General features: G+C 65.7%; 29 protein-coding genes. 28 read left to right on the top strand and 1 reads right to left on the bottom strand.

The features are described 5' to 3' along the window. The first annotated feature begins 5 nt into the window (after positions 1–5). The 13 genes from rplD (at position 6) to rpsN (ending at position 5,654) form a co-directional block, all read left to right on the top strand. A complete protein-coding gene (gene rplD, locus AC2EWF_RS00675) occupies positions 6–608 on the top strand; it encodes a 50S ribosomal protein L4 (RefSeq protein ID WP_483637439.1) in 603 nt (200 codons plus the stop codon). Then, on the top strand, positions 605–898 hold the full coding sequence (gene rplW, locus AC2EWF_RS00680) for a 50S ribosomal protein L23 (RefSeq protein ID WP_483637440.1): 294 nt from the start codon (positions 605–607) through the stop codon (positions 896–898). Before rplD ends, rplW begins: the two co-directional genes overlap by 4 nt. A 17-nt stretch (positions 899–915) precedes the next feature. After that, entirely contained in the window at positions 916–1,737 is an 822-nt protein-coding gene (rplB, locus tag AC2EWF_RS00685; protein ID WP_483637441.1) for a 50S ribosomal protein L2, read from the top strand. A gap of 12 nt (positions 1,738–1,749) precedes the next feature. Beyond that, positions 1,750–2,022 carry a 30S ribosomal protein S19 gene (gene rpsS / locus AC2EWF_RS00690; protein ID WP_077481308.1) on the top strand — a complete coding sequence of 91 codons (273 nt, stop codon included), beginning with the start codon at positions 1,750–1,752 and terminating at the stop codon, positions 2,020–2,022. After that, the gene (gene rplV / locus AC2EWF_RS00695; protein ID WP_483637442.1) at positions 2,022–2,357 is read left to right on the top strand and encodes a 50S ribosomal protein L22; all 336 of its coding nucleotides are present in this window, start codon (positions 2,022–2,024) and stop codon (positions 2,355–2,357) included. The genes rpsS and rplV overlap by 1 nt, the downstream gene beginning before the upstream one ends. A 13-nt stretch (positions 2,358–2,370) precedes the next feature. Beyond that, on the top strand, positions 2,371–3,132 hold the full coding sequence (rpsC, locus tag AC2EWF_RS00700; protein ID WP_483637443.1) for a 30S ribosomal protein S3: 762 nt from the start codon (positions 2,371–2,373) through the stop codon (positions 3,130–3,132). An 11-nt stretch (positions 3,133–3,143) separates the two neighbouring features. Next, the gene (rplP, locus tag AC2EWF_RS00705; RefSeq protein WP_367845229.1) at positions 3,144–3,557 is read left to right on the top strand and encodes a 50S ribosomal protein L16; all 414 of its coding nucleotides are present in this window, start codon (positions 3,144–3,146) and stop codon (positions 3,555–3,557) included. Between the two features lies 1 nt (position 3,558). Further along, entirely contained in the window at positions 3,559–3,744 is a 186-nt protein-coding gene (rpmC, locus tag AC2EWF_RS00710) for a 50S ribosomal protein L29 (protein WP_369494806.1), read from the top strand. Between the two features lie 12 nt (positions 3,745–3,756). After that, entirely contained in the window at positions 3,757–4,017 is a 261-nt protein-coding gene (rpsQ, locus tag AC2EWF_RS00715) for a 30S ribosomal protein S17 (RefSeq protein WP_181300988.1), read from the top strand. A gap of 15 nt (positions 4,018–4,032) precedes the next feature. Further along, the gene (gene rplN / locus AC2EWF_RS00720; protein WP_007513359.1) at positions 4,033–4,401 is read left to right on the top strand and encodes a 50S ribosomal protein L14; all 369 of its coding nucleotides are present in this window, start codon (positions 4,033–4,035) and stop codon (positions 4,399–4,401) included. Between the two features lie 14 nt (positions 4,402–4,415). Next, the gene (gene rplX / locus AC2EWF_RS00725) at positions 4,416–4,730 is read left to right on the top strand and encodes a 50S ribosomal protein L24 (RefSeq protein WP_483637444.1); all 315 of its coding nucleotides are present in this window, start codon (positions 4,416–4,418) and stop codon (positions 4,728–4,730) included. 11 nt (positions 4,731–4,741) lie between these two features. After that, entirely contained in the window at positions 4,742–5,281 is a 540-nt protein-coding gene (gene rplE / locus AC2EWF_RS00730) for a 50S ribosomal protein L5 (RefSeq protein ID WP_077481322.1), read from the top strand. Between the two features lie 67 nt (positions 5,282–5,348). Then, positions 5,349–5,654: a 30S ribosomal protein S14 gene (gene rpsN, locus AC2EWF_RS00735; RefSeq protein ID WP_483637445.1), complete on the top strand. Its 306-nt coding sequence runs from the start codon at positions 5,349–5,351 to the stop codon at positions 5,652–5,654. Positions 5,655–5,657: 3 nt separating this feature from the next. Here the strand turns inward: rpsN and AC2EWF_RS00740 are convergent, their stop codons facing one another. Further along, complete coding sequence (locus tag AC2EWF_RS00740) at positions 5,658–5,870, bottom strand: hypothetical protein (RefSeq protein WP_483637446.1); 213 nt, start codon at positions 5,868–5,870, stop codon at positions 5,658–5,660. Here AC2EWF_RS00740 and rpsH point away from each other — a divergent pair. The 15 genes from rpsH (at position 5,869) to AC2EWF_RS00815 (ending at position 15,921) form a co-directional block, all read left to right on the top strand. Continuing rightward, positions 5,869–6,264 carry a 30S ribosomal protein S8 gene (gene rpsH / locus AC2EWF_RS00745; protein ID WP_483637447.1) on the top strand — a complete coding sequence of 132 codons (396 nt, stop codon included), beginning with the start codon at positions 5,869–5,871 and terminating at the stop codon, positions 6,262–6,264. The genes AC2EWF_RS00740 and rpsH overlap by 2 nt on opposite strands. 10 nt (positions 6,265–6,274) lie before the next feature. Then, on the top strand, positions 6,275–6,802 hold the full coding sequence (rplF, locus tag AC2EWF_RS00750; RefSeq protein ID WP_483637448.1) for a 50S ribosomal protein L6: 528 nt from the start codon (positions 6,275–6,277) through the stop codon (positions 6,800–6,802). A 21-nt stretch (positions 6,803–6,823) separates the two neighbouring features. Then, positions 6,824–7,183, top strand: a complete 360-nt coding sequence (gene rplR, locus AC2EWF_RS00755) for a 50S ribosomal protein L18 (protein ID WP_483637449.1) — start codon at positions 6,824–6,826, stop codon at positions 7,181–7,183. A gap of 152 nt (positions 7,184–7,335) precedes the next feature. Continuing rightward, positions 7,336–7,845, top strand: a complete 510-nt coding sequence (gene rpsE, locus AC2EWF_RS00760) for a 30S ribosomal protein S5 (protein WP_483637450.1) — start codon at positions 7,336–7,338, stop codon at positions 7,843–7,845. Continuing rightward, positions 7,838–8,035: a 50S ribosomal protein L30 gene (gene rpmD, locus AC2EWF_RS00765; protein WP_077481332.1), complete on the top strand. Its 198-nt coding sequence runs from the start codon at positions 7,838–7,840 to the stop codon at positions 8,033–8,035. The genes rpsE and rpmD overlap by 8 nt, the downstream gene beginning before the upstream one ends. After that, complete coding sequence (rplO, locus tag AC2EWF_RS00770) at positions 8,035–8,472, top strand: 50S ribosomal protein L15 (RefSeq protein ID WP_483638236.1); 438 nt, start codon at positions 8,035–8,037, stop codon at positions 8,470–8,472. The genes rpmD and rplO overlap by 1 nt, the downstream gene beginning before the upstream one ends. A gap of 5 nt (positions 8,473–8,477) precedes the next feature. Further along, on the top strand, positions 8,478–9,800 hold the full coding sequence (gene secY, locus AC2EWF_RS00775; protein WP_483637451.1) for a preprotein translocase subunit SecY: 1,323 nt from the start codon (positions 8,478–8,480) through the stop codon (positions 9,798–9,800). A 137-nt stretch (positions 9,801–9,937) separates the two neighbouring features. Then, positions 9,938–10,294 carry a 30S ribosomal protein S13 gene (rpsM, locus tag AC2EWF_RS00780; RefSeq protein WP_181301015.1) on the top strand — a complete coding sequence of 119 codons (357 nt, stop codon included), beginning with the start codon at positions 9,938–9,940 and terminating at the stop codon, positions 10,292–10,294. Positions 10,295–10,306: 12 nt separating this feature from the next. Further along, a complete protein-coding gene (gene rpsK, locus AC2EWF_RS00785; RefSeq protein WP_007513384.1) occupies positions 10,307–10,693 on the top strand; it encodes a 30S ribosomal protein S11 in 387 nt (128 codons plus the stop codon). A gap of 11 nt (positions 10,694–10,704) precedes the next feature. Beyond that, positions 10,705–11,331, top strand: a complete 627-nt coding sequence (gene rpsD, locus AC2EWF_RS00790; protein WP_367845219.1) for a 30S ribosomal protein S4 — start codon at positions 10,705–10,707, stop codon at positions 11,329–11,331. A 15-nt stretch (positions 11,332–11,346) separates the two neighbouring features. Beyond that, positions 11,347–12,345, top strand: a complete 999-nt coding sequence (locus AC2EWF_RS00795; RefSeq protein ID WP_192105751.1) for a DNA-directed RNA polymerase subunit alpha — start codon at positions 11,347–11,349, stop codon at positions 12,343–12,345. Positions 12,346–12,593: 248 nt separating this feature from the next. Continuing rightward, positions 12,594–12,980 carry a 50S ribosomal protein L17 gene (gene rplQ / locus AC2EWF_RS00800; protein WP_077481344.1) on the top strand — a complete coding sequence of 129 codons (387 nt, stop codon included), beginning with the start codon at positions 12,594–12,596 and terminating at the stop codon, positions 12,978–12,980. Between the two features lie 155 nt (positions 12,981–13,135). Further along, positions 13,136–13,657 carry a disulfide bond formation protein B gene (locus AC2EWF_RS00805; protein WP_483637452.1) on the top strand — a complete coding sequence of 174 codons (522 nt, stop codon included), beginning with the start codon at positions 13,136–13,138 and terminating at the stop codon, positions 13,655–13,657. Next, positions 13,654–15,024 carry a class II 3-deoxy-7-phosphoheptulonate synthase gene (locus AC2EWF_RS00810; RefSeq protein WP_483637453.1) on the top strand — a complete coding sequence of 457 codons (1,371 nt, stop codon included), beginning with the start codon at positions 13,654–13,656 and terminating at the stop codon, positions 15,022–15,024. The genes AC2EWF_RS00805 and AC2EWF_RS00810 overlap by 4 nt, the downstream gene beginning before the upstream one ends. Positions 15,025–15,090: 66 nt before the next feature. Further along, positions 15,091–15,921, top strand: a complete 831-nt coding sequence (locus AC2EWF_RS00815) for a hypothetical protein (protein ID WP_483637454.1) — start codon at positions 15,091–15,093, stop codon at positions 15,919–15,921. Positions 15,922–16,129: the final 208 nt, after the last annotated feature.

Below are 16,129 nucleotides of genomic sequence, written 5' to 3' on the forward strand. Positions count from 1 at the left end.
ACGCCATGGAACTGAATGTCATTGGCGCCAAGCCGCTCAGCGTGTCGGACGAAGTGTTCGGCGGCGAGTTCAAGCAGGCCCTGGTCCACCAGGTGGTGGTTGCGTACCAGGCCGGCGGTCGCGCCGGCACCAAGGCGCAGCTGTCGCGTGGCGAGCTGTCGGGCACCACCAAGAAATTCAAGAAGCAGAAGGGCGGCGGCGCCCGTCACGGCGACTACCGTGCCCCGATCTTCGTGGGCGGTGGCGTGACCTTTGCCGCGAAGCCGCGCAGCTTCGAGCAGAAAGTCAATCGCAAGGCCTATCGCGTGGCGATCCGCTCGATCCTGTCCGAGCTGAATCGCCAGGGTCGCATCAAGGTGGTCGAGAGCTTCGGCGTCGACCAGCCCAAGACCAAGGCAATGGTGGCCAAGCTCGCCGAGCTCGAGGTGTCCGGTCGCGTGCTGCTGGTTTCCGAGGATGCCAGCGAGGCGCTGTACCTGGCCGCGCGCAACATCCCCTACCTACATGTGCTGGACGTGATGGCGCTGAACCCGGTCAGCCTGGTCGGTTCCGACCACATCGTCATGACAGTCGACGCGGTGAAGAAGATCGAGGAGTGGCTGGCATGAGCAACGAACGCATTCTCGACACCCTGCGCGCGCCGCACATCTCCGAGAAGTCGGCTCGCGTGAGCGAGCACAACCAGTATGTTTTCGTGGTGGCCCCCGAGGCGACCAAGGCCGATGTCCGTGCGGCGGTGGAGCAGATGTTCGACGTCAAGGTCGAGCAGGTGAACCTCGTCAACAGCAAGGGCAAGGTCAAGTCCTTCCGTTTCCGCGCTGGCAGCCGCCAGGGCAAGCGCAAGGCTTATGTGCGCCTCGCCGATGGCCAGTCCATCGACGTGTCGGCCAAGGCCTGAGCCAGGAGTTCTTCGAGATGGCACTAATCAACCACAAGCCGACCTCGCCGGGTCGTCGCGACGCAGTCAGCGTTCGCACCGAGGGTCTGCACAAGGGCGCGCCGTACGCGGCGTTGACCGAGGCGCAATCCAAGACCGGCGGTCGCAACCACTTCGGCCGCATCACCACCCGTCATCGCGGCGGCGGTCACAAGCAGCATTACCGCATCATCGACTTCAAGCGCGACAAGGAAGGCATCGCCGCCAAGGTCGAGCGCATCGAGTACGACCCCAACCGCACCGCGCACATCGCGCTGCTGTGCTACGCCGACGGCGAGCGCCGCTACATCATCGCGCCGAAGGGCGTGCAGGTGGGTGACCGCCTGCTGTCGGGGCACGACGCGCCGATCAAGGCCGGCAACTGCCTGCAGCTGCGTTCGATCCCGGTGGGCTCCACCATCCACTGCATCGAGATGAAGCCCGGCAAGGGCGCGCAGATCGCCCGTTCCGCCGGCGCCTCGGTCCAGCTGGTGGCCCGCGAGTCCGGCTATGCCACGCTGCGTCTGCGTTCCGGCGAGATGCGCCGCGTGCCGGTCGAGTGCCGCGCCACCATCGGTGAAGTCGGCAACGGCGAGCACAGCCTGAAGAAGCTCGGCAAGGCCGGCGCCAAGCGCTGGCTGGGCATCCGGCCGACCGTGCGCGGCGTGGTAATGAATCCGGTCGACCATCCGCACGGCGGTGGTGAAGGCCGTACCTCCGGCGGCCGTCACCCGGTCAGCCCGTGGGGCACGCCGACCAAGGGTTACAAGACCCGCAACAACAAGCGCACGCAGCAGTTTATCGTGCGTCGCCGCAAGTAACAGGAACCCGACATGCCACGCTCTCTGAAGAAAGGTCCGTTCGTCGACCTTCACCTCGCCAAGAAGGTGGAAGCCGCGGTTTCCGCCAACAACAAGCGTCCGATCAAGACCTGGTCGCGCCGCTCGATGATCCTGCCCGAAATGGTGGGCCTGACCATCGCCATCCACAACGGCCGCCAGCACGTGCCGGTGCTCGTCAACGAGAACATGGTCGGGCACAAGCTCGGCGAGTTCGCGGTGACCCGCACCTTCAAGGGCCACGTCGGCGACAAGAAGGGCAAGTGATGAGCACTGAAGCCAAAGCGATCCTGCGCAGCGCCCGCATTTCGGCGCAGAAGGCACGCCTGGTGGCTGACCTGGTCCGCGGTATGCCCGTGGGCCGAGCCAGCGACGTGCTCAACTTCACCAACAAGAAGGCTGCGCACATTGTCCGCAAGGTGCTGCTGTCGGCCGTCGCCAACGCCGAGAACAACCTCGGCGCGGATGTCGACGAGCTGAAAGTCTCGCGCATCTTCGTGGACGAGGGTCCCGCGATGAAGCGCATGTATGCCCGGGCCAAGGGCCGCGGTTCCCGCATCCTGAAGCGCACCAGCCACATCACCGTGGTCGTTGGCGAGTAAGAGGAAGAAGACGATGGGTCACAAAGTTCATCCCACCGGCATCCGCCTCGGCATCGCCAAGGACTGGAACGCCAAGTGGTTCGCCAACAAGGGCGACTACGCGAAGTATCTCGTGGCGGACATCAAGGTTCGCGAGATGCTGAAGAAGAAGCTGGCGGCCGCCGGCATCTCGAAGATCCTCATCGAGCGCCCGGCGAAGACCGCGCGCGTGACGATCCACACCGCCCGTCCGGGCGTGGTGATCGGCAAGAAGGGCGAGGACATCGAGAAGCTGCGCAAGGAAGTCAGCGACCTGATGGGCGTTCCGACGCACATCAACGTCAACGAAGTGCGCAAGCCCGAGCTGGACGCCCAGCTGGTGGCCGAGTCGATCGCGCAGCAGTTGGAACGCCGCATCATGTTCCGCCGCGCGATGAAGCGCTCGGTCGGCAACGCGATGCGCCTGGGCGCGCTGGGCATCAAGATCAACGTGTCCGGCCGCCTGAACGGCGCCGAGATCGCCCGCTCCGAGTGGGCGCGCGAGGGCCGCGTGCCGCTGCACACCCTGCGTGCCGACATCGACTACGGCTTTGCCGAGGCGAACACCACCTACGGCATCATCGGCATCAAGGTTTGGGTCTACAAGGGCGAGATCTTCGACGTGACCCAGATCGGCCAGGAGCCGAAGGACGAGTCCCCGGCGCCGTCGCGCCGCGAGGGCGGCGAAGGCCGGCGTGACCGCGACCGCGAACCGCGTCGTGACGGCGAAGGCCGTCGCGAGCGCGCGGCGAAGTAAGGAGAGTTGCCATGTTGCAACCCAAGCGAACCAAGTACCGCAAGCAGTTCAAGGGCCGTAACGATGGTCTGGCGCAGTGCGCCAACCTCGTCAGCTTCGGCGAGTTCGGCCTGAAGGCGACCACCCACGGCGCGCTTACCGCCCGCCAGATCGAGGCCGGTCGTCGTTGCATCACCCGCTTCGTCAAGCGTGGCGGCAAGCTGTGGATCCGCGTGTTCCCGGACAAGCCGATCACCAAGAAGCCGATCGAAGTGCGTATGGGCGCCGGCAAGGGTGGCGTGGAGTTCTGGGTCGCCCCGATCCAGCCCGGCCGCATGCTCTATGAAATCGAGGGTATCGACGAGACGTCGGCACGCGAGGCGTTCCGCCTGGCGGCCGCCAAGCTCTCGGTGCAGACCCAGTTCGTGACCCGGGCGGTGATGTGATATGGCCATCAAAGATCTGACCACCAAGTCGGCCGACGAGCTCAAGCAGCACCTGCTGGACCTGCGCAAGGAGCAGTTCAACCTGCGCATGCAGAAGGGTGCCGGGCAGCTCAGCCAGCCGCATCAGCTGCGCCGCGTCCGGCGTGACATCGCCCGCACGAAGTTCGTGCTCGGCGCGAAGAAGTAAGGGAGCGCCGAGATGAGCGACAACCAGAAGCAGGCGCGCACCCTCGAGGGCCGCGTCATCAGCAACAAGATGGACAAGACGGTCACCGTCCTGATCGAGCGCCAGGTGCAGCACGGCCTGCTTGGCAAGATCGTTCGCCGGTCGACCAAGCTGCACGCGCAGGACGACCTCGGCGCGAACGAGGGCGACCTGGTGCGCATCGCCGAGTGCCGTCCGCTGTCCAAGACCAAGCATCACCGCGTGGTCGAAATCGTCACTCGCGCAGCCGTCTAAGAGGAGGGTGCAGACATGATCCAGATGCAAAGCACGCTCTCCGCGGCGGACAACAGCGGCGCCAAGGAGCTGATGTGCATCAAGGTGCTCGGCGGCTCCAAGCGCCGATACGCCGCGATCGGTGACGTGATCAAGGTCACCGTGAAGGATGCCATTCCGCGCGGCAAGGTGAAGAAGGGCGAGGTGTACAACGCCGTGGTGGTCCGTACCGCCAAGGGCGTGCGCCGTCCCGATGGCTCGCTGATCCGTTTCGACGGCAACGCAGCGGTGCTCCTCAACAACAAGCTCGAGCCGATCGGTACCCGCATCTTCGGGCCGGTCACCCGCGAGCTGCGCAGCGAGAAGTTCATGAAGATCGTCTCGCTCGCGCCCGAAGTGCTCTGAGCGGAGTCCAAGACATGAACCGTATCCGCAAGGGTGATCAGGTCCTCGTGATCACCGGCAAGAACAAGGGTCAGCGCGGCGAAGTGCTGCGTGTTGCAGACGATCGCGTGTACGTCTCCAACGTGAACCTGGTCAAGCGCCACACCAAGCCGAACCCGCAGGCCAACCAGGCTGGCGGCATCGTCGAGCGTGAGGCCTCGATCCATCTCTCCAACGTGCAGCTGTTCAACCCCGCCACGAACAAGGGTGAACGCGTAGGTGCCAAGACGCTCGCTGATGGGCGCAAGGTCCGCGTGTTCCGTTCGAACGGCGAGGTCGTGGACGCGTAAGGATTAATGACATGACGCGCCTTGAGACGTTTTACAAAGAGCAGGTAGTGCCGAAGCTCACCGAGAAGTTCGGCTACCAGAACGTGATGCAGGTTCCCCGCATCACCAAGATCACGCTGAACATGGGCGTGGGCGAAGCTGCGGGCAACAAGAAGATCCTCGAGAACGCCGTGGCCGACATGGCGAAGATCTCGGGCCAGAAGCCGATCACGACCAAGGCGCGCGTTTCCGTGGCCTCGTTCAAGATCCGCGACGGCTGGCCGATCGGCTGCAAGGTCACCTTGCGCCGCGCCCAGATGTTCGAATTCCTGGATCGCCTGATCAACATCTCGCTGCCCCGCGTCCGCGACTTCCGCGGTGTTTCGGGTCGCGCCTTCGACGGCCGTGGCAACTTCAACTTCGGCATCAAGGAACAGATCATCTTCCCGGAAATCGATTTCGACGCGGTTGACGCGATGCGCGGCATGGACATCGCCATCACCACGACGGCGAAGACCGACGCCGAGGCCAAGGCGCTGCTGGAAGCCTTCAGCTTCCCGTTCCGCAACTAAGACGATCGTCCTTGATCGAAGAAAAACCGGCCACTCGTGGCCGGACTTTTCAAAAAGAGAGTTAAATATGGCAAAGACCTCGATGGTCAACCGCGATATCAAGCGGACCAAGCTCGTCCAGAAGTACGCCGCCAAGCGCGCCGAACTGAAGGCGATCGTGCTGAGCGCCACCGCCTCCTATGAGGAGAAGATGGAAGCGCAGGGCAAGCTGCAGAAGCTGCCGCGCGACGCCAGCCCGACCCGCCAGCGCACCCGTTGCGCGCTGACCGGCCGTCCGCGTGCCGTGTACGCCAAGTTCAACCTGGGCCGCAACAAGCTGCGCGAAGCCACCATGCGCGGCGACGTGCCTGGCCTGCGCAAGGCCAGCTGGTAAATCCTAGCCGTCGACCCGGCCGCTCGCGGAGCGGGGGTCGTCCGGCGGCGCCATGGCGCCGTCAACCCTGCGATTTCGCAACGGTATTCGCCAAACACCGGCAAAGCTGATACAGTTGTTGGTCTGCGCAAGGCAGGCCGGCTTCTTTGTCGGCATCACAATCTGATTGATTTCCGGTTTTTTCGGATATCGGTGCACTCTGAAGGATGTTTTCATGAGCATGACTGATCCCATCGCCGACATGTTCACGCGTGTCCGCAACGCTCAGCTGATGAGCAAGCCGACGGTACGCATGCCGTCGTCGAAGCTGAAGGTGGCGATCGCCAACCTTCTCAAGAACGAAGGCTATGTCCTCGATGTGCAGACCTCCCAGGAGGAGGGCAAGCCCGTGCTCGAGATCCGCCTGAAGTATTTCGAAGGCCGTCCGGCCATCGAGACCATCTCCCGCGTCAGCCGTTCCGGCCTGCGCATCTACCGCGGCAAGGATGAATTGCCGAAGGTGCTCGGCGGTCTGGGCATCTCGATCATCTCGACGTCCGCCGGTCTGCTGACCGACGCGCAGGCCCGTGCCAAGGGTCTGGGCGGCGAAGTCATCGGCCAGGTCGCCTAAGGAGCCGACGATGTCACGTGTTGCCAAGAAGACGATCAACCTGCCCAAGGGCGTGGAGCTGAAGGCTGCGGCCGACGGCGTTACCGTGAAGGGCCCGAAGGGCACGCTGGCGATCCACGCGCTGCCCGGCGTGTCGCTTGCGGTCAACGGCGAAGCCGTCAACATCGAGCTGGCCGAGGGCGCCGACGACAAGTTCGGCGGTACTGCCCGCGCGCTGCTCGCGAACATGGTCAAGGGCGTGTCCGAGGGTTACGAGCGCAAGCTGGAGCTGGTCGGCGTGGGTTACCGTGCCTCCATGGCCGGCAAGGCGCTGAACCTCAGCCTGGGCTTCTCGCACCCTGTGGTGTTCGAGGCGCCGGCGGGCATCACGCTGGAGACGCCCTCGCAGACCGAGATCCTGATCAAGGGTGCCGACAAGCAGGCCGTGGGCCAGGTGGCTGCCAAGATCCGCGGCTTCCGTCCGCCGGAGCCCTACAAGGGCAAGGGCGTGCGCTATGCCGGCGAGAAGATCACCCTGAAGGAAGCAAAGAAGGCGTAAGCCGATCCGCTTTCGAGGAATATGACGATGAACAAGAACGAATCCCGCCTGCGTCGCGCCAAGTCCACGCGTTCGCACATCCGCAAGCTCGGCGTGGCGCGCCTGTCGGTGCATCGCACCGGCCAGCACATCTATGCCCAGGTGTTCGCCGCCGACGGCCAGAATGTGGTGGCGGCCGCCTCCACCGTGCAGAAGTCGGTGGCCGAGGGTCTGAAGGGCACCAAGAACCTGACCGCCGCCGCCGCGGTGGGCAAGGCTGTCGCCGAGCGTGCGCTGGCTGCCGGCGTCGAGTCGGTGGCGTTCGACCGCTCCGGCTTCCGCTTCCATGGTCGCATCAAGGCGCTGGCCGATGCGGCGCGTGAGGCGGGCCTGAAGTTTTAAGAGCCGGGATCGGGAAATCGGGATTCGGGACTTCGAGAGAGCCCGCTTCCGCGAATCCCGGATCCTGTCTCGAATCCTGGCATCAAACACAACTACAAGCGGCTCAGCCGCAAGCAAAAGTCCCGGATGGTCCGGGCATACGGAATCGAGAAATGTCTTCGAACGATCGCGAAAATTCCGACGGCCTGCTGGAAAAGCTGATTGCCGTCAACCGCGTGGCCAAGACCGTCAAGGGTGGCCGCCAGATGAGCTTCACCGCGCTGACCGTGGTCGGCGACGGCGAGGGCAGGGTCGGCTTCGGCTATGGCAAGGCGCGTGAGGTGCCGGTCGCCATCTCCAAGGCCATGGAGCGCGCCCGCCGCCAGATGGTGAGCATCGACCTGAACAACGGCACCCTGTGGTACGCCATCAAGGCCAACCACGGCGCGGCCCGCGTCTACATGCAGCCGGCCTCCGAAGGTACCGGCGTGATCGCCGGCGGCGCCATGCGCGCGGTGCTGGAAGTGGTGGGCGTGAAGAACGTGCTGGCCAAGGCGGTCGGCTCGCGCAACCCGATCAACCTGGTGCGCGCCACCATCAAGGGCCTGCAGGCGGTCGCCTCGCCGAAGCAGATCGCCGCCAAGCGTGGCAAGACCGTGGAAGAGGTGCTGGGCAATGGCTAAGAAGAACGAAACCGCCGGCACCGTGCGTGTGCGCCTGGTGAAAGGCCTGCGCGGCGTGCAGGCGCGGCACCGTCTCAGCGTCAAGGCGCTGGGCCTGAACAAGACCAACGACGTCCGTGAGCTGAAGGACAGCCCGCAGGTGCGTGGGCTGATCAACACGGTCTACTACCTGGTCCGGGTCGAGGAGTAATCATCATGCGTCTCAACGACATCAAGCCTGCCGCCGGTTCGCGCAAGACGCGCCTGCGCGTGGGCCGTGGCATCGGTTCGGGCCTCGGCAAGACGGCCGGTCGCGGCCACAAGGGTCAGCATGCCCGCGCCGGTGGCACCCACAAGTACGGCTTCGAGGGCGGCCAGATGCCGCTGCAGCGTCGCCTGCCCAAGGTCGGCTTCCGCTCCAAGCTGAAGGCCGAGAGCCAGCAGGTGTTCCTGTACCAGCTGGCCAACCTCAAGGCGGACGTGATCGACGTGATCGAGCTGCACAAGGCCGGCCTGATCGACAGCAAGGCCAAGAAGGTCAAGGTAGTGCTGAAGGGCGAAATCGGTCGCGCGGTGAAGCTCTCGGGCTTGCTGGCCACGGCTGGCGCCAAGGCGGCCATCGAGGCGGCCGGCGGCAGCGTGGAGTAATCACGGTGGCTCAAGCCAAGGGCAACGCACTCGGCAAGCTCGGCAAACTGACCGAACTGCGCCAGCGCATCTTCTTCGTGATCGGTGCGCTGGTGGTGTTCCGTCTCGGTTCGTTCATTCCCGTGCCGGGCGTGAATCCCGACGCGATGAGCAACCTGGTCAACGGCAACGGCCTGATGGACATGTTCAACATGTTCTCGGGTGGCGCACTGGCCCGCTTCTCGGTGTTCGCGCTGGGCGTTGTGCCTTACATCTCGGCGTCGATCGTGATCCAGATGATGGGTTCGGTGATCCCGAGCCTGCAGGCGCTGCGCAAGGAAGGCGAGTCCGGCAAGCGCAAGATGACGATGTACACGCGCATCGGCACCGTGGGCCTGGCACTGTTCCAGTCCTTCGGCATCGCGGTGGCCCTGCAGAAGCAGGTTGCCGCGGGCGGCGCGCCGGTGGTGTACACCCCGGGCTTCGGCTTCGTGCTGGCCTCGGTGGTGGGCCTGACCGCAGGCACCATGTTCCTGATGTGGCTGGGCGAGCAGATGACCGAGCGCGGCATCGGCAACGGCATCTCGCTGCTGATCTTCGCGGGCATCGTGGCCGGCCTGCCGGGCGCGGTGGTGCATACCCTCGGCATGTCCAGCAACGGCGAGCTGTCGGTGCTGATGCTGCTGATCGTGGTCGCGGTGGTGCTGGGCGTGACGGCGTTCTGCGTGTTCATGGAGCGGGCGCAGCGACGGATCACCGTCAACTACGCACGACGTTCCGGCGGCCAGCGGGCCTACCAGAACCAGAGCTCGAACCTGCCGCTGAAGGTCAACATGTCGGGCGTGATCCCGCCGATCTTCGCGTCCAGCCTGCTGATGTTTCCGGCCACGGCGGTGAGCTGGTTCGGCGCCGGCCACCAGGCGCGCTGGCTGCAGGACTTGACCCAGGCGCTGAGTCCGGGCGAGCCGCTGTACGACATCGTGTTTGCGGTGCTGATCATCGGTTTCGCCTTCTTCTACACCGCGATCGTGTTCAACTCGGAAGAGACGGCGGACAACCTTAAGCGTTCCGGCGCGCTGATTCCGGGCATCCGCCCGGGCCGCGCCACGGCCAGCTACATCGACGGCGTGATGACCCGCCTGACCGGTGTCGGCGCGCTGTACCTGGTGCTGGTTTGCCTGGTGCCGTCGTTCATGCAGAAGTTCTGGCACGTGCCGTTCTATTTCGGCGGCACCTCGCTGCTGATCGTGGTGGTTGTGGTGATGGATTTCACGGCGCAGGTGCAGGCGCACCTGGTCAGCCACCAGTACGAAAGTTTGCTCAAGAAGGCCAACCTCCGTCGCAACTAGTGGCTGCTGGGCGCGGGAGGCGGGTCGAAAACCCGGAGGGCCGGGCGGCGTTGGGCGCCGCAGGGCTTTCCTGACAAGTTGATTCAGGTTAGAATTGCGCGTTTACCGCGCACGAAACGCATCGGAGAAAGTACATCATGGCGCGCATCGCGGGTGTCAATTTGCCGGTCCAGAAGCATGTCTGGGTTGGCCTGCAGAGCATTTACGGCATCGGCCGCAGCCGGGCCAAGAAGGTCTGCGCGGACGCTGGTGTGGTTCCCACCACCCAGATCAAGTCGCTGAGTGAAGGCGAAGTGGAGAAGCTTCGCGCGGAAATCGCCAAGTACGTCGTCGAAGGCGACCTGCGCCGCGAAGTGGGCATGGCGATCAAGCGCCTGATGGACCTGGGCTGCTATCGCGGCCTGCGCCATCGTCGCGGCCTGCCGGTGCGCGGTCAGCGCACGCGTACCAACGCACGCACCCGCAAGGGCCCGCGTCGCGCCATCAAGAAGTAACGGATCCCGAACATGGCCAAGCCTGTCAAGACCAAGAAGAAGATCAAGCGCGTTGTCACGGATGCCGTGGCCCACGTGCAGGCCTCCTTCAACAACACCATCGTCACCATCACTGATCGCCAGGGCAACGCCCTGTCGTGGGCGACTGCCGGCGGCGCGGGTTTCCGCGGTTCGCGCAAGTCGACCCCGTTCGCCGCCCAGGTCGCCGCCGAGAAGGCCGGACGTGCCGCCGGCGACTACGGCGTGAAGACCGTGGAAGTGCGCATCAAGGGCCCCGGCCCGGGCCGCGAGTCGGCCGTGCGTTCGCTGAACGCCTTGGGTTACAAGGTGCTCAACATCATCGACGTCACGCCGATCCCGCACAACGGCTGCCGTCCCCCCAAGAAGCGTCGAGTCTGAGGAGCACAACCATGGCACGTTATCGTGGAGCTACCTGCAAGCTCGCCCGCCGCGAAGGCGCCGACCTGAGCCTCAAGAGCCCGGCCCGCGCGATCGACTCCAAGTGCAAGCTGGAGAACAAGCCCGGCCAGCATGGCGCCAACAAGCGCATGCGCATGTCCGACTACGCCGTCCAGCTGCGTGAGAAGCAGAAGGTCAAGCGCATCTACGGTGTGCTCGAGCGCCAGTTCGGCAACTACTACACCAAGGCATCGACCCTCAAGGGCAACACCGGCGAGAACCTGCTGCGCCTGCTCGAGAGCCGCCTGGACAACGTCGTGTACCGCATGGGCTTTGCGGTCACCCGCGCCCAGGCTCGCCAGCTGGTCGCCCACAAGGCGATCCTGGTCAACGGCAAGAAGGTCAACATTCCTTCCTACCAGGTCAAGCCGGGCGATGCGATCGCGCTGACCGAGCGCGCCCGCAGCCAGCTGCGCGTGCAGGAAGCGGCCACCGTGTTCGACACGATGGACCTGCGTCCGGGTTGGGTCGAGGTCGACAGCAAGAAATTCGAAGGCACGTTCAAGGCGGTGCCGGATCGTGGCGACCTGCCGTCCGACATCAACGAGGCGTTGATCGTCGAGCTTTACTCGAAGTAATCACCGGAGCTCTGCATGGCAGTTTCGTCAACTAGCGTGCTGCGGCCTCGCGGCCTCAGCGTCGAACAGCTCGGAGCCAATCGCGCCAAGGTGGTGGTCGAGCCGCTCGAGCGTGGCTTCGGTCACACCCTGGGCAACGCGCTGCGTCGCGTGTTGCTTTCCTCGATCCCGGGCAGCGCCATCGTCGAGGTCGAGATCGACGGCGTGCTGCACGAATACACCACCCTCGAAGGCCTGCAGGAGGACGTGATCGAAGTCCTGCTGAACCTCAAGGACGTGGCGATCCGCCAGCACACCGGCGACGAGGTCACCCTCACCCTGTCCAAGAAGGGCAAGGGCGTGGTCACGGCCGGCGACATCGTCGTCGACCACTCGGTGGAAATCATCAACCCCGAGCACGTGATCTGCCACCTGACCAAGGACATTGCGCTCAACATGCGCCTGAAGGTGCGTCGCGGCGTGGGTTACCAGCCGGCCAGCGCCCGCGTCCATCCGGACGACGAAGCGCGGCCGATCGGCCGTCTGCAGCTGGACGCGTCGTTCGCGCCGGTGCTGCGCGTGGCTTACGAGGTGGATGCCGCCCGCGTCGAGCAGCGCACCAACCTCGACAAGCTGGTGCTGGACATCGAGACCAACGGCACCATCGGCGCCGAGGACGCGGTGCGCAAGGCGGCCGAGATCATCAATGACCAGCTGTCGGTGTTCGGCGATTTCTCGCGTCGCGAGAGCGCCACCGACAAGGCCGAGAAGAGCGGTTTCGATCCGCTGCTGCTGCGTCCGATCGACGATCTGGAGCTCACCGTGCGTTCGGCGAACTGCCTGAAGGCCGAGAGCATCTACTACATCGGCGACCTGGTGCAGAAGACCGAGGTCGAGCTGCTGAAGACGCCGAACCTGGGCAAAAAGTCGCTCACCGAGATCAAGGACGTCCTTGGCTCGCGCGGCCTGGCCCTTGGCATGAAGCTGGAGAACTGGCCCCCGGCCGGCCTCTCGCACGGCATGCAATTGGGCTGATGAGTTACTAGTGCGATCGTTCTTGATCGCCGTTGTAGATGGATATTGGCCAGAGCGCAGTTAGCGCTCTGGCCAGTCGTTAGAAGCGGCCATCCATGGCCGCACTCCTCAGAAGAGCTCCTGCTCCGATGGGGTTTTCGATACAAAGCCTCGGTTTCGATAGGGCTTACATATAAGCGGGTAACCGCGGAAGGCTGGACACAGGTGCCGGCTTTTCATAACAACAGACCTACAGAGAGTATTCCGCCATGCGCCACATGAAATCCGGTCGCAAGCTCAACCGCACCAGCGCCCACCGCGAAGCGATGTTCAAGAACATGGCTTCGTCGCTGTTCAAGCACGAGCTGATCCGCACCACCTTGCCGAAGGCCAAGGAGCTGCGCCGCGTCGCCGAACCGCTGATCACCCTGGCCAAGACCGACGGCGTCGCCAACCGCCGCCTCGCCTTCGCGCGCCTGCGCGACAAGGAGGCCGTGGGCAAGCTGTTCGTCGAGCTGGGCCCGCGCTACCGCGAGCGTCCCGGCGGCTACCTGCGCATCCTGAAGTGCGGTTTCCGCGACGGCGACAACGCCCCGATGGCCTACGTCGAGCTGGTCGGCCGTCCGCAGGCTGCCGAAGCCGCCGACGCCGAGTAAGTCCCGGACATACGGACATCCAGACGTCCAAACGATACCCCGGTCGGGCAACCTGCCGGGGTTTCGTGCATCTGCGGTTGGCCTTGTGCCGGCCGGTGCTGACAGCCCGGTGACAAGCGGGTAATGTCGCCTTCTCGTCCCCTGCCGTGCCGCCCATGAACCCGCTGCGTTGGTCGTTTCGCGTCAGTCTCCTTGCCGGCTTCCTGGCCTGCGCCGGCCTGATCGGTTTCGCGCTGTACGCGCAATACCAGTTGCAGATGGATCCATGCGCGCTGTGCATCCTGCAGCGCGTGGCGTTCATTGCTTTGGGCGTGGTGTTCCTGGCCGGCGGCCTGCACGCCCCGCGTGGAGGCGGGCGCTGGGCCTACGTGGGCCTGTTGCTGCTGGTCGCGCTGGTCGGCATCGGCATCGCCGCGCGCCACCTGTGGATCCAGTCGCTGCCGCCGGGCCAGGTGCCCAGCTGCGGCGCGCCGCTGGGTTATCTGTTGGAGACCCGTGCCGGCAACGGTGGCCTGATCGGCGTATTGCTCAAGGTGCTTTCCGGTTCCGGCGAATGCGCCGCGGTGCAGCCGATCCTGGGGCTGTCGATGCCGTGGTGGTCGCTGATCTGGTTCGTGCTGCTGGGCGCCTGGGCGGTGCTGGCCGGCGTGCGCCGCCCGGTGGTGGCGCGGCGATGAGCGAAGCATCCCCAAGCGTGTTCGCCGCGGACTGGACGCCGTCGTCTTGGCAGAGTCGCAAGGCCTTGCAGCAGCCGCAGTACGAGGATGCCGCCGAACTGGCGCAGGCCACCACCCAGCTGGCCGGGCTGCCGCCGCTGGTGACCTCGTGGGAGGTGCTGGCGCTGAAGCAGGCGCTGGCCGAGGCGCAGGAGGGCCGGCGCTTCCTGCTGCAGGGCGGCGACTGCGCCGAGAGCTTCGCCGACTGCAGCAGCCCGATCATCTCCAACCGGCTCAAGGTGCTGCTGCAGATGAGCCTGGTGCTGGTGCACGGCCTCAAGCAGCCGGTGCTGCGGGTGGGGCGCTTCGCGGGCCAGTACGCCAAGCCGCGTTCGGCCGACAGCGAGACGCGCGACGGCGTGACCCTGCCCAGTTTCCGCGGCGACGTGGTCAACGGCCCCGAGTTCACTGCCGCGGCGCGTCGCGCGGATCCGCAACGGCTGATTCGCGCCCACGCGCATTCCGCACTGACCATGAACTTCGTGCGCGCCCTGATCGACGGCGGTTTCGCCGACCTCCACCATCCCGAGTACTGGGACCTGGCCTGGGTCGAGCATTCGCCGCTGGCCGCCGAGTACCGCCGCATGGTCGCCGGCATTGGCGATTCGCTGCGCTTCATGGAGACCCTGGCCGGCCCGATCGCCGGCTTCACCAAGGTGGACTTCTTCACCTCGCACGAGGCGCTGCTGCTGCATTACGAGGAGGCGATGACACGGCAGGTGCCGCGGCATCCGGGCTGGTTCAACCTGTCCACCCACTTCCCGTGGATCGGCATGCGCACGGCGGCGCTGGACGGTGCGCATGTGGAGTACTTCCGTGGCATCCGCAACCCGATCGCGGTGAAGGTCGGTCCCACGGTGACGCCCGACCAGCTGCTGCCGCTGGTCGATGCGCTAAACCCGCAGGACGAGCCGGGCCGGCTGACCCTGGTCCACCGCATGGGCCACGCGAAGGTCGCGGAGGCGCTGCCGCCATTGCTGCAGGCGGTGAAGCGCGAAGGGCGGCGCGTGCTGTGGGTGGCCGACCCCATGCACGGCAACACCGAAAGCACCTCGAACGGTTACAAGACCCGCCGCTTCGCGAACATCCGCGGCGAGCTGGAACAGGCCTTCGACATCCACGCCGCCGCCGGCACCCGGCTCGGTGGCGTGCATCTGGAGCTCACCGGCGAGGATGTCACCGAATGCGTGGGCGGCGCGCGCGGCCTCACCGAGTCCGATCTCGCGCGCGCCTACAAGTCGATGGTCGATCCGCGGCTCAACTACGAGCAGTCGCTGGAGCTGGCGATGCTGATCGTGCGCAAGTCGGCGGGCGACGGGACCGCATGACGATCGCCCCACGGCGAGCCTGATGCGTCGCCATTGTGCGCAAGCGGCCGGCCGTGCAGGATGACCTTGTCCGCACGGGGGGGAACCGTCATCGCCGCGCACGAAACATCGCCATCGATCGATCGCTGGACGCTGACCGGGTTGGGCCTGCTGCTGTTGCCGTTGCTGACGATGGCGCACGAGCTGGGCGGCCACGCGCTGACTTGCGTGGCGCTGGGCTGGCGGCCCACCGAACTGGGCGCGTACTACATCGAATGTCCCGGCGCGACCGGCTGGGCCGGGCGGGCGGTGTCGATGGCCGGCACCGGCATGGACGTGCTGGTGGCGATACTGGCCTTCCTCGCCTGGCGTCGGGTGCGGCGACCGTTGCCGAAGCTCGCGCTGTGGATCGTGTTCGTGGTGAAGGGCATGGTGGCCGCCGGCTACTGGCTGTTCTCCGGCGTCAGCGGTTTCGGCGACTGGGGGCCGGGAGCGGGCGGCGGCATCGGGCCGTTGCCGGCGCCGTGGCTGTGGCGGATCGGATTGGCCGTGGCGGGACTGCTGGCCTACATCGGCGTGGTGAAGCTGGCGATCCGCACGCTGGACGCGATGCTTGGCGGCGGCGAACAGGCGGCGCGCCTGCGCAGGCAGGTGGCCATGACCGTGTACATCGTGGGCGGCGCCAGCGCGCTGCTGGTGAGCCTGCTCAATCCGCATGGTTTCGTCATCGTGCTGATGTCCGCGGTGGCGTCCACGTTCGGGGGCACGGCGGGACTGTTCAACGTGGCCTATCGGCCGGTGCGGCAGGAACCGGCGGCTGCCTTCCGCATCGGGCGCCACCCCGCGCTGCTGCTGGCCGGACTGGCCATGACGCTGGCGTTCGCGCTGGTGCTGGGGCCGACGCTGTATCTCCGTTGAGCCGTGGCGGGCTCAGCCTGCCGTTTCCAGCGACTCCCTCGCTTCGCGCGCCTTGCCGCCCTCGGGCGGCGGGAAGTGGTACCACCGTTCGTGCGGGGAGGCCTGCCTGCACGACAGGCACTGCGTCATGGCCCAGTAGTGCCCGCAACCGGGACAACAGCCTGCAGTCCAGAAGGTGTTCCACACCGTGCCGCAACCGGCGCCGGGT

The sequence above is a fragment of the Rhodanobacter sp. sgz306013 genome (assembly GCF_057031145.1).

Bases quoted from the DNA above. Each gene is read 5' to 3' on its own strand.
- rplD (WP_483637439.1), top strand. From the start codon at position 6: ATGGAACTGAATGTCATTGGCGCCAAGCCGCTCAGCGTGTCGGACGAA.
- rplW (WP_483637440.1), top strand. From the start codon at position 605: ATGAGCAACGAACGCATTCTCGACACCCTGCGCGCGCCGCACATCTCC.
- rplB (WP_483637441.1), top strand. From the start codon at position 916: ATGGCACTAATCAACCACAAGCCGACCTCGCCGGGTCGTCGCGACGCA.
- rpsS (WP_077481308.1), top strand. From the start codon at position 1,750: ATGCCACGCTCTCTGAAGAAAGGTCCGTTCGTCGACCTTCACCTCGCC.
- rplV (WP_483637442.1), top strand. From the start codon at position 2,022: ATGAGCACTGAAGCCAAAGCGATCCTGCGCAGCGCCCGCATTTCGGCG.
- rpsC (WP_483637443.1), top strand. From the start codon at position 2,371: ATGGGTCACAAAGTTCATCCCACCGGCATCCGCCTCGGCATCGCCAAG.
- rplP (WP_367845229.1), top strand. From the start codon at position 3,144: ATGTTGCAACCCAAGCGAACCAAGTACCGCAAGCAGTTCAAGGGCCGT.
- rpmC (WP_369494806.1), top strand. From the start codon at position 3,559: ATGGCCATCAAAGATCTGACCACCAAGTCGGCCGACGAGCTCAAGCAG.
- rpsQ (WP_181300988.1), top strand. From the start codon at position 3,757: ATGAGCGACAACCAGAAGCAGGCGCGCACCCTCGAGGGCCGCGTCATC.
- rplN (WP_007513359.1), top strand. From the start codon at position 4,033: ATGATCCAGATGCAAAGCACGCTCTCCGCGGCGGACAACAGCGGCGCC.
- rplX (WP_483637444.1), top strand. From the start codon at position 4,416: ATGAACCGTATCCGCAAGGGTGATCAGGTCCTCGTGATCACCGGCAAG.
- rplE (WP_077481322.1), top strand. From the start codon at position 4,742: ATGACGCGCCTTGAGACGTTTTACAAAGAGCAGGTAGTGCCGAAGCTC.
- rpsN (WP_483637445.1), top strand. From the start codon at position 5,349: ATGGCAAAGACCTCGATGGTCAACCGCGATATCAAGCGGACCAAGCTC.
- rpsH (WP_483637447.1), top strand. From the start codon at position 5,869: ATGAGCATGACTGATCCCATCGCCGACATGTTCACGCGTGTCCGCAAC.
- AC2EWF_RS00740 (WP_483637446.1), bottom strand. From the start codon at position 5,870: ATGAAAACATCCTTCAGAGTGCACCGATATCCGAAAAAACCGGAAATC.
- rplF (WP_483637448.1), top strand. From the start codon at position 6,275: ATGTCACGTGTTGCCAAGAAGACGATCAACCTGCCCAAGGGCGTGGAG.
- rplR (WP_483637449.1), top strand. From the start codon at position 6,824: ATGACGATGAACAAGAACGAATCCCGCCTGCGTCGCGCCAAGTCCACG.
- rpsE (WP_483637450.1), top strand. From the start codon at position 7,336: ATGTCTTCGAACGATCGCGAAAATTCCGACGGCCTGCTGGAAAAGCTG.
- rpmD (WP_077481332.1), top strand. From the start codon at position 7,838: ATGGCTAAGAAGAACGAAACCGCCGGCACCGTGCGTGTGCGCCTGGTG.
- rpsM (WP_181301015.1), top strand. From the start codon at position 9,938: ATGGCGCGCATCGCGGGTGTCAATTTGCCGGTCCAGAAGCATGTCTGG.
- rpsK (WP_007513384.1), top strand. From the start codon at position 10,307: ATGGCCAAGCCTGTCAAGACCAAGAAGAAGATCAAGCGCGTTGTCACG.
- rpsD (WP_367845219.1), top strand. From the start codon at position 10,705: ATGGCACGTTATCGTGGAGCTACCTGCAAGCTCGCCCGCCGCGAAGGC.
- AC2EWF_RS00795 (WP_192105751.1), top strand. From the start codon at position 11,347: ATGGCAGTTTCGTCAACTAGCGTGCTGCGGCCTCGCGGCCTCAGCGTC.
- rplQ (WP_077481344.1), top strand. From the start codon at position 12,594: ATGCGCCACATGAAATCCGGTCGCAAGCTCAACCGCACCAGCGCCCAC.
- AC2EWF_RS00805 (WP_483637452.1), top strand. From the start codon at position 13,136: ATGAACCCGCTGCGTTGGTCGTTTCGCGTCAGTCTCCTTGCCGGCTTC.
- AC2EWF_RS00810 (WP_483637453.1), top strand. From the start codon at position 13,654: ATGAGCGAAGCATCCCCAAGCGTGTTCGCCGCGGACTGGACGCCGTCG.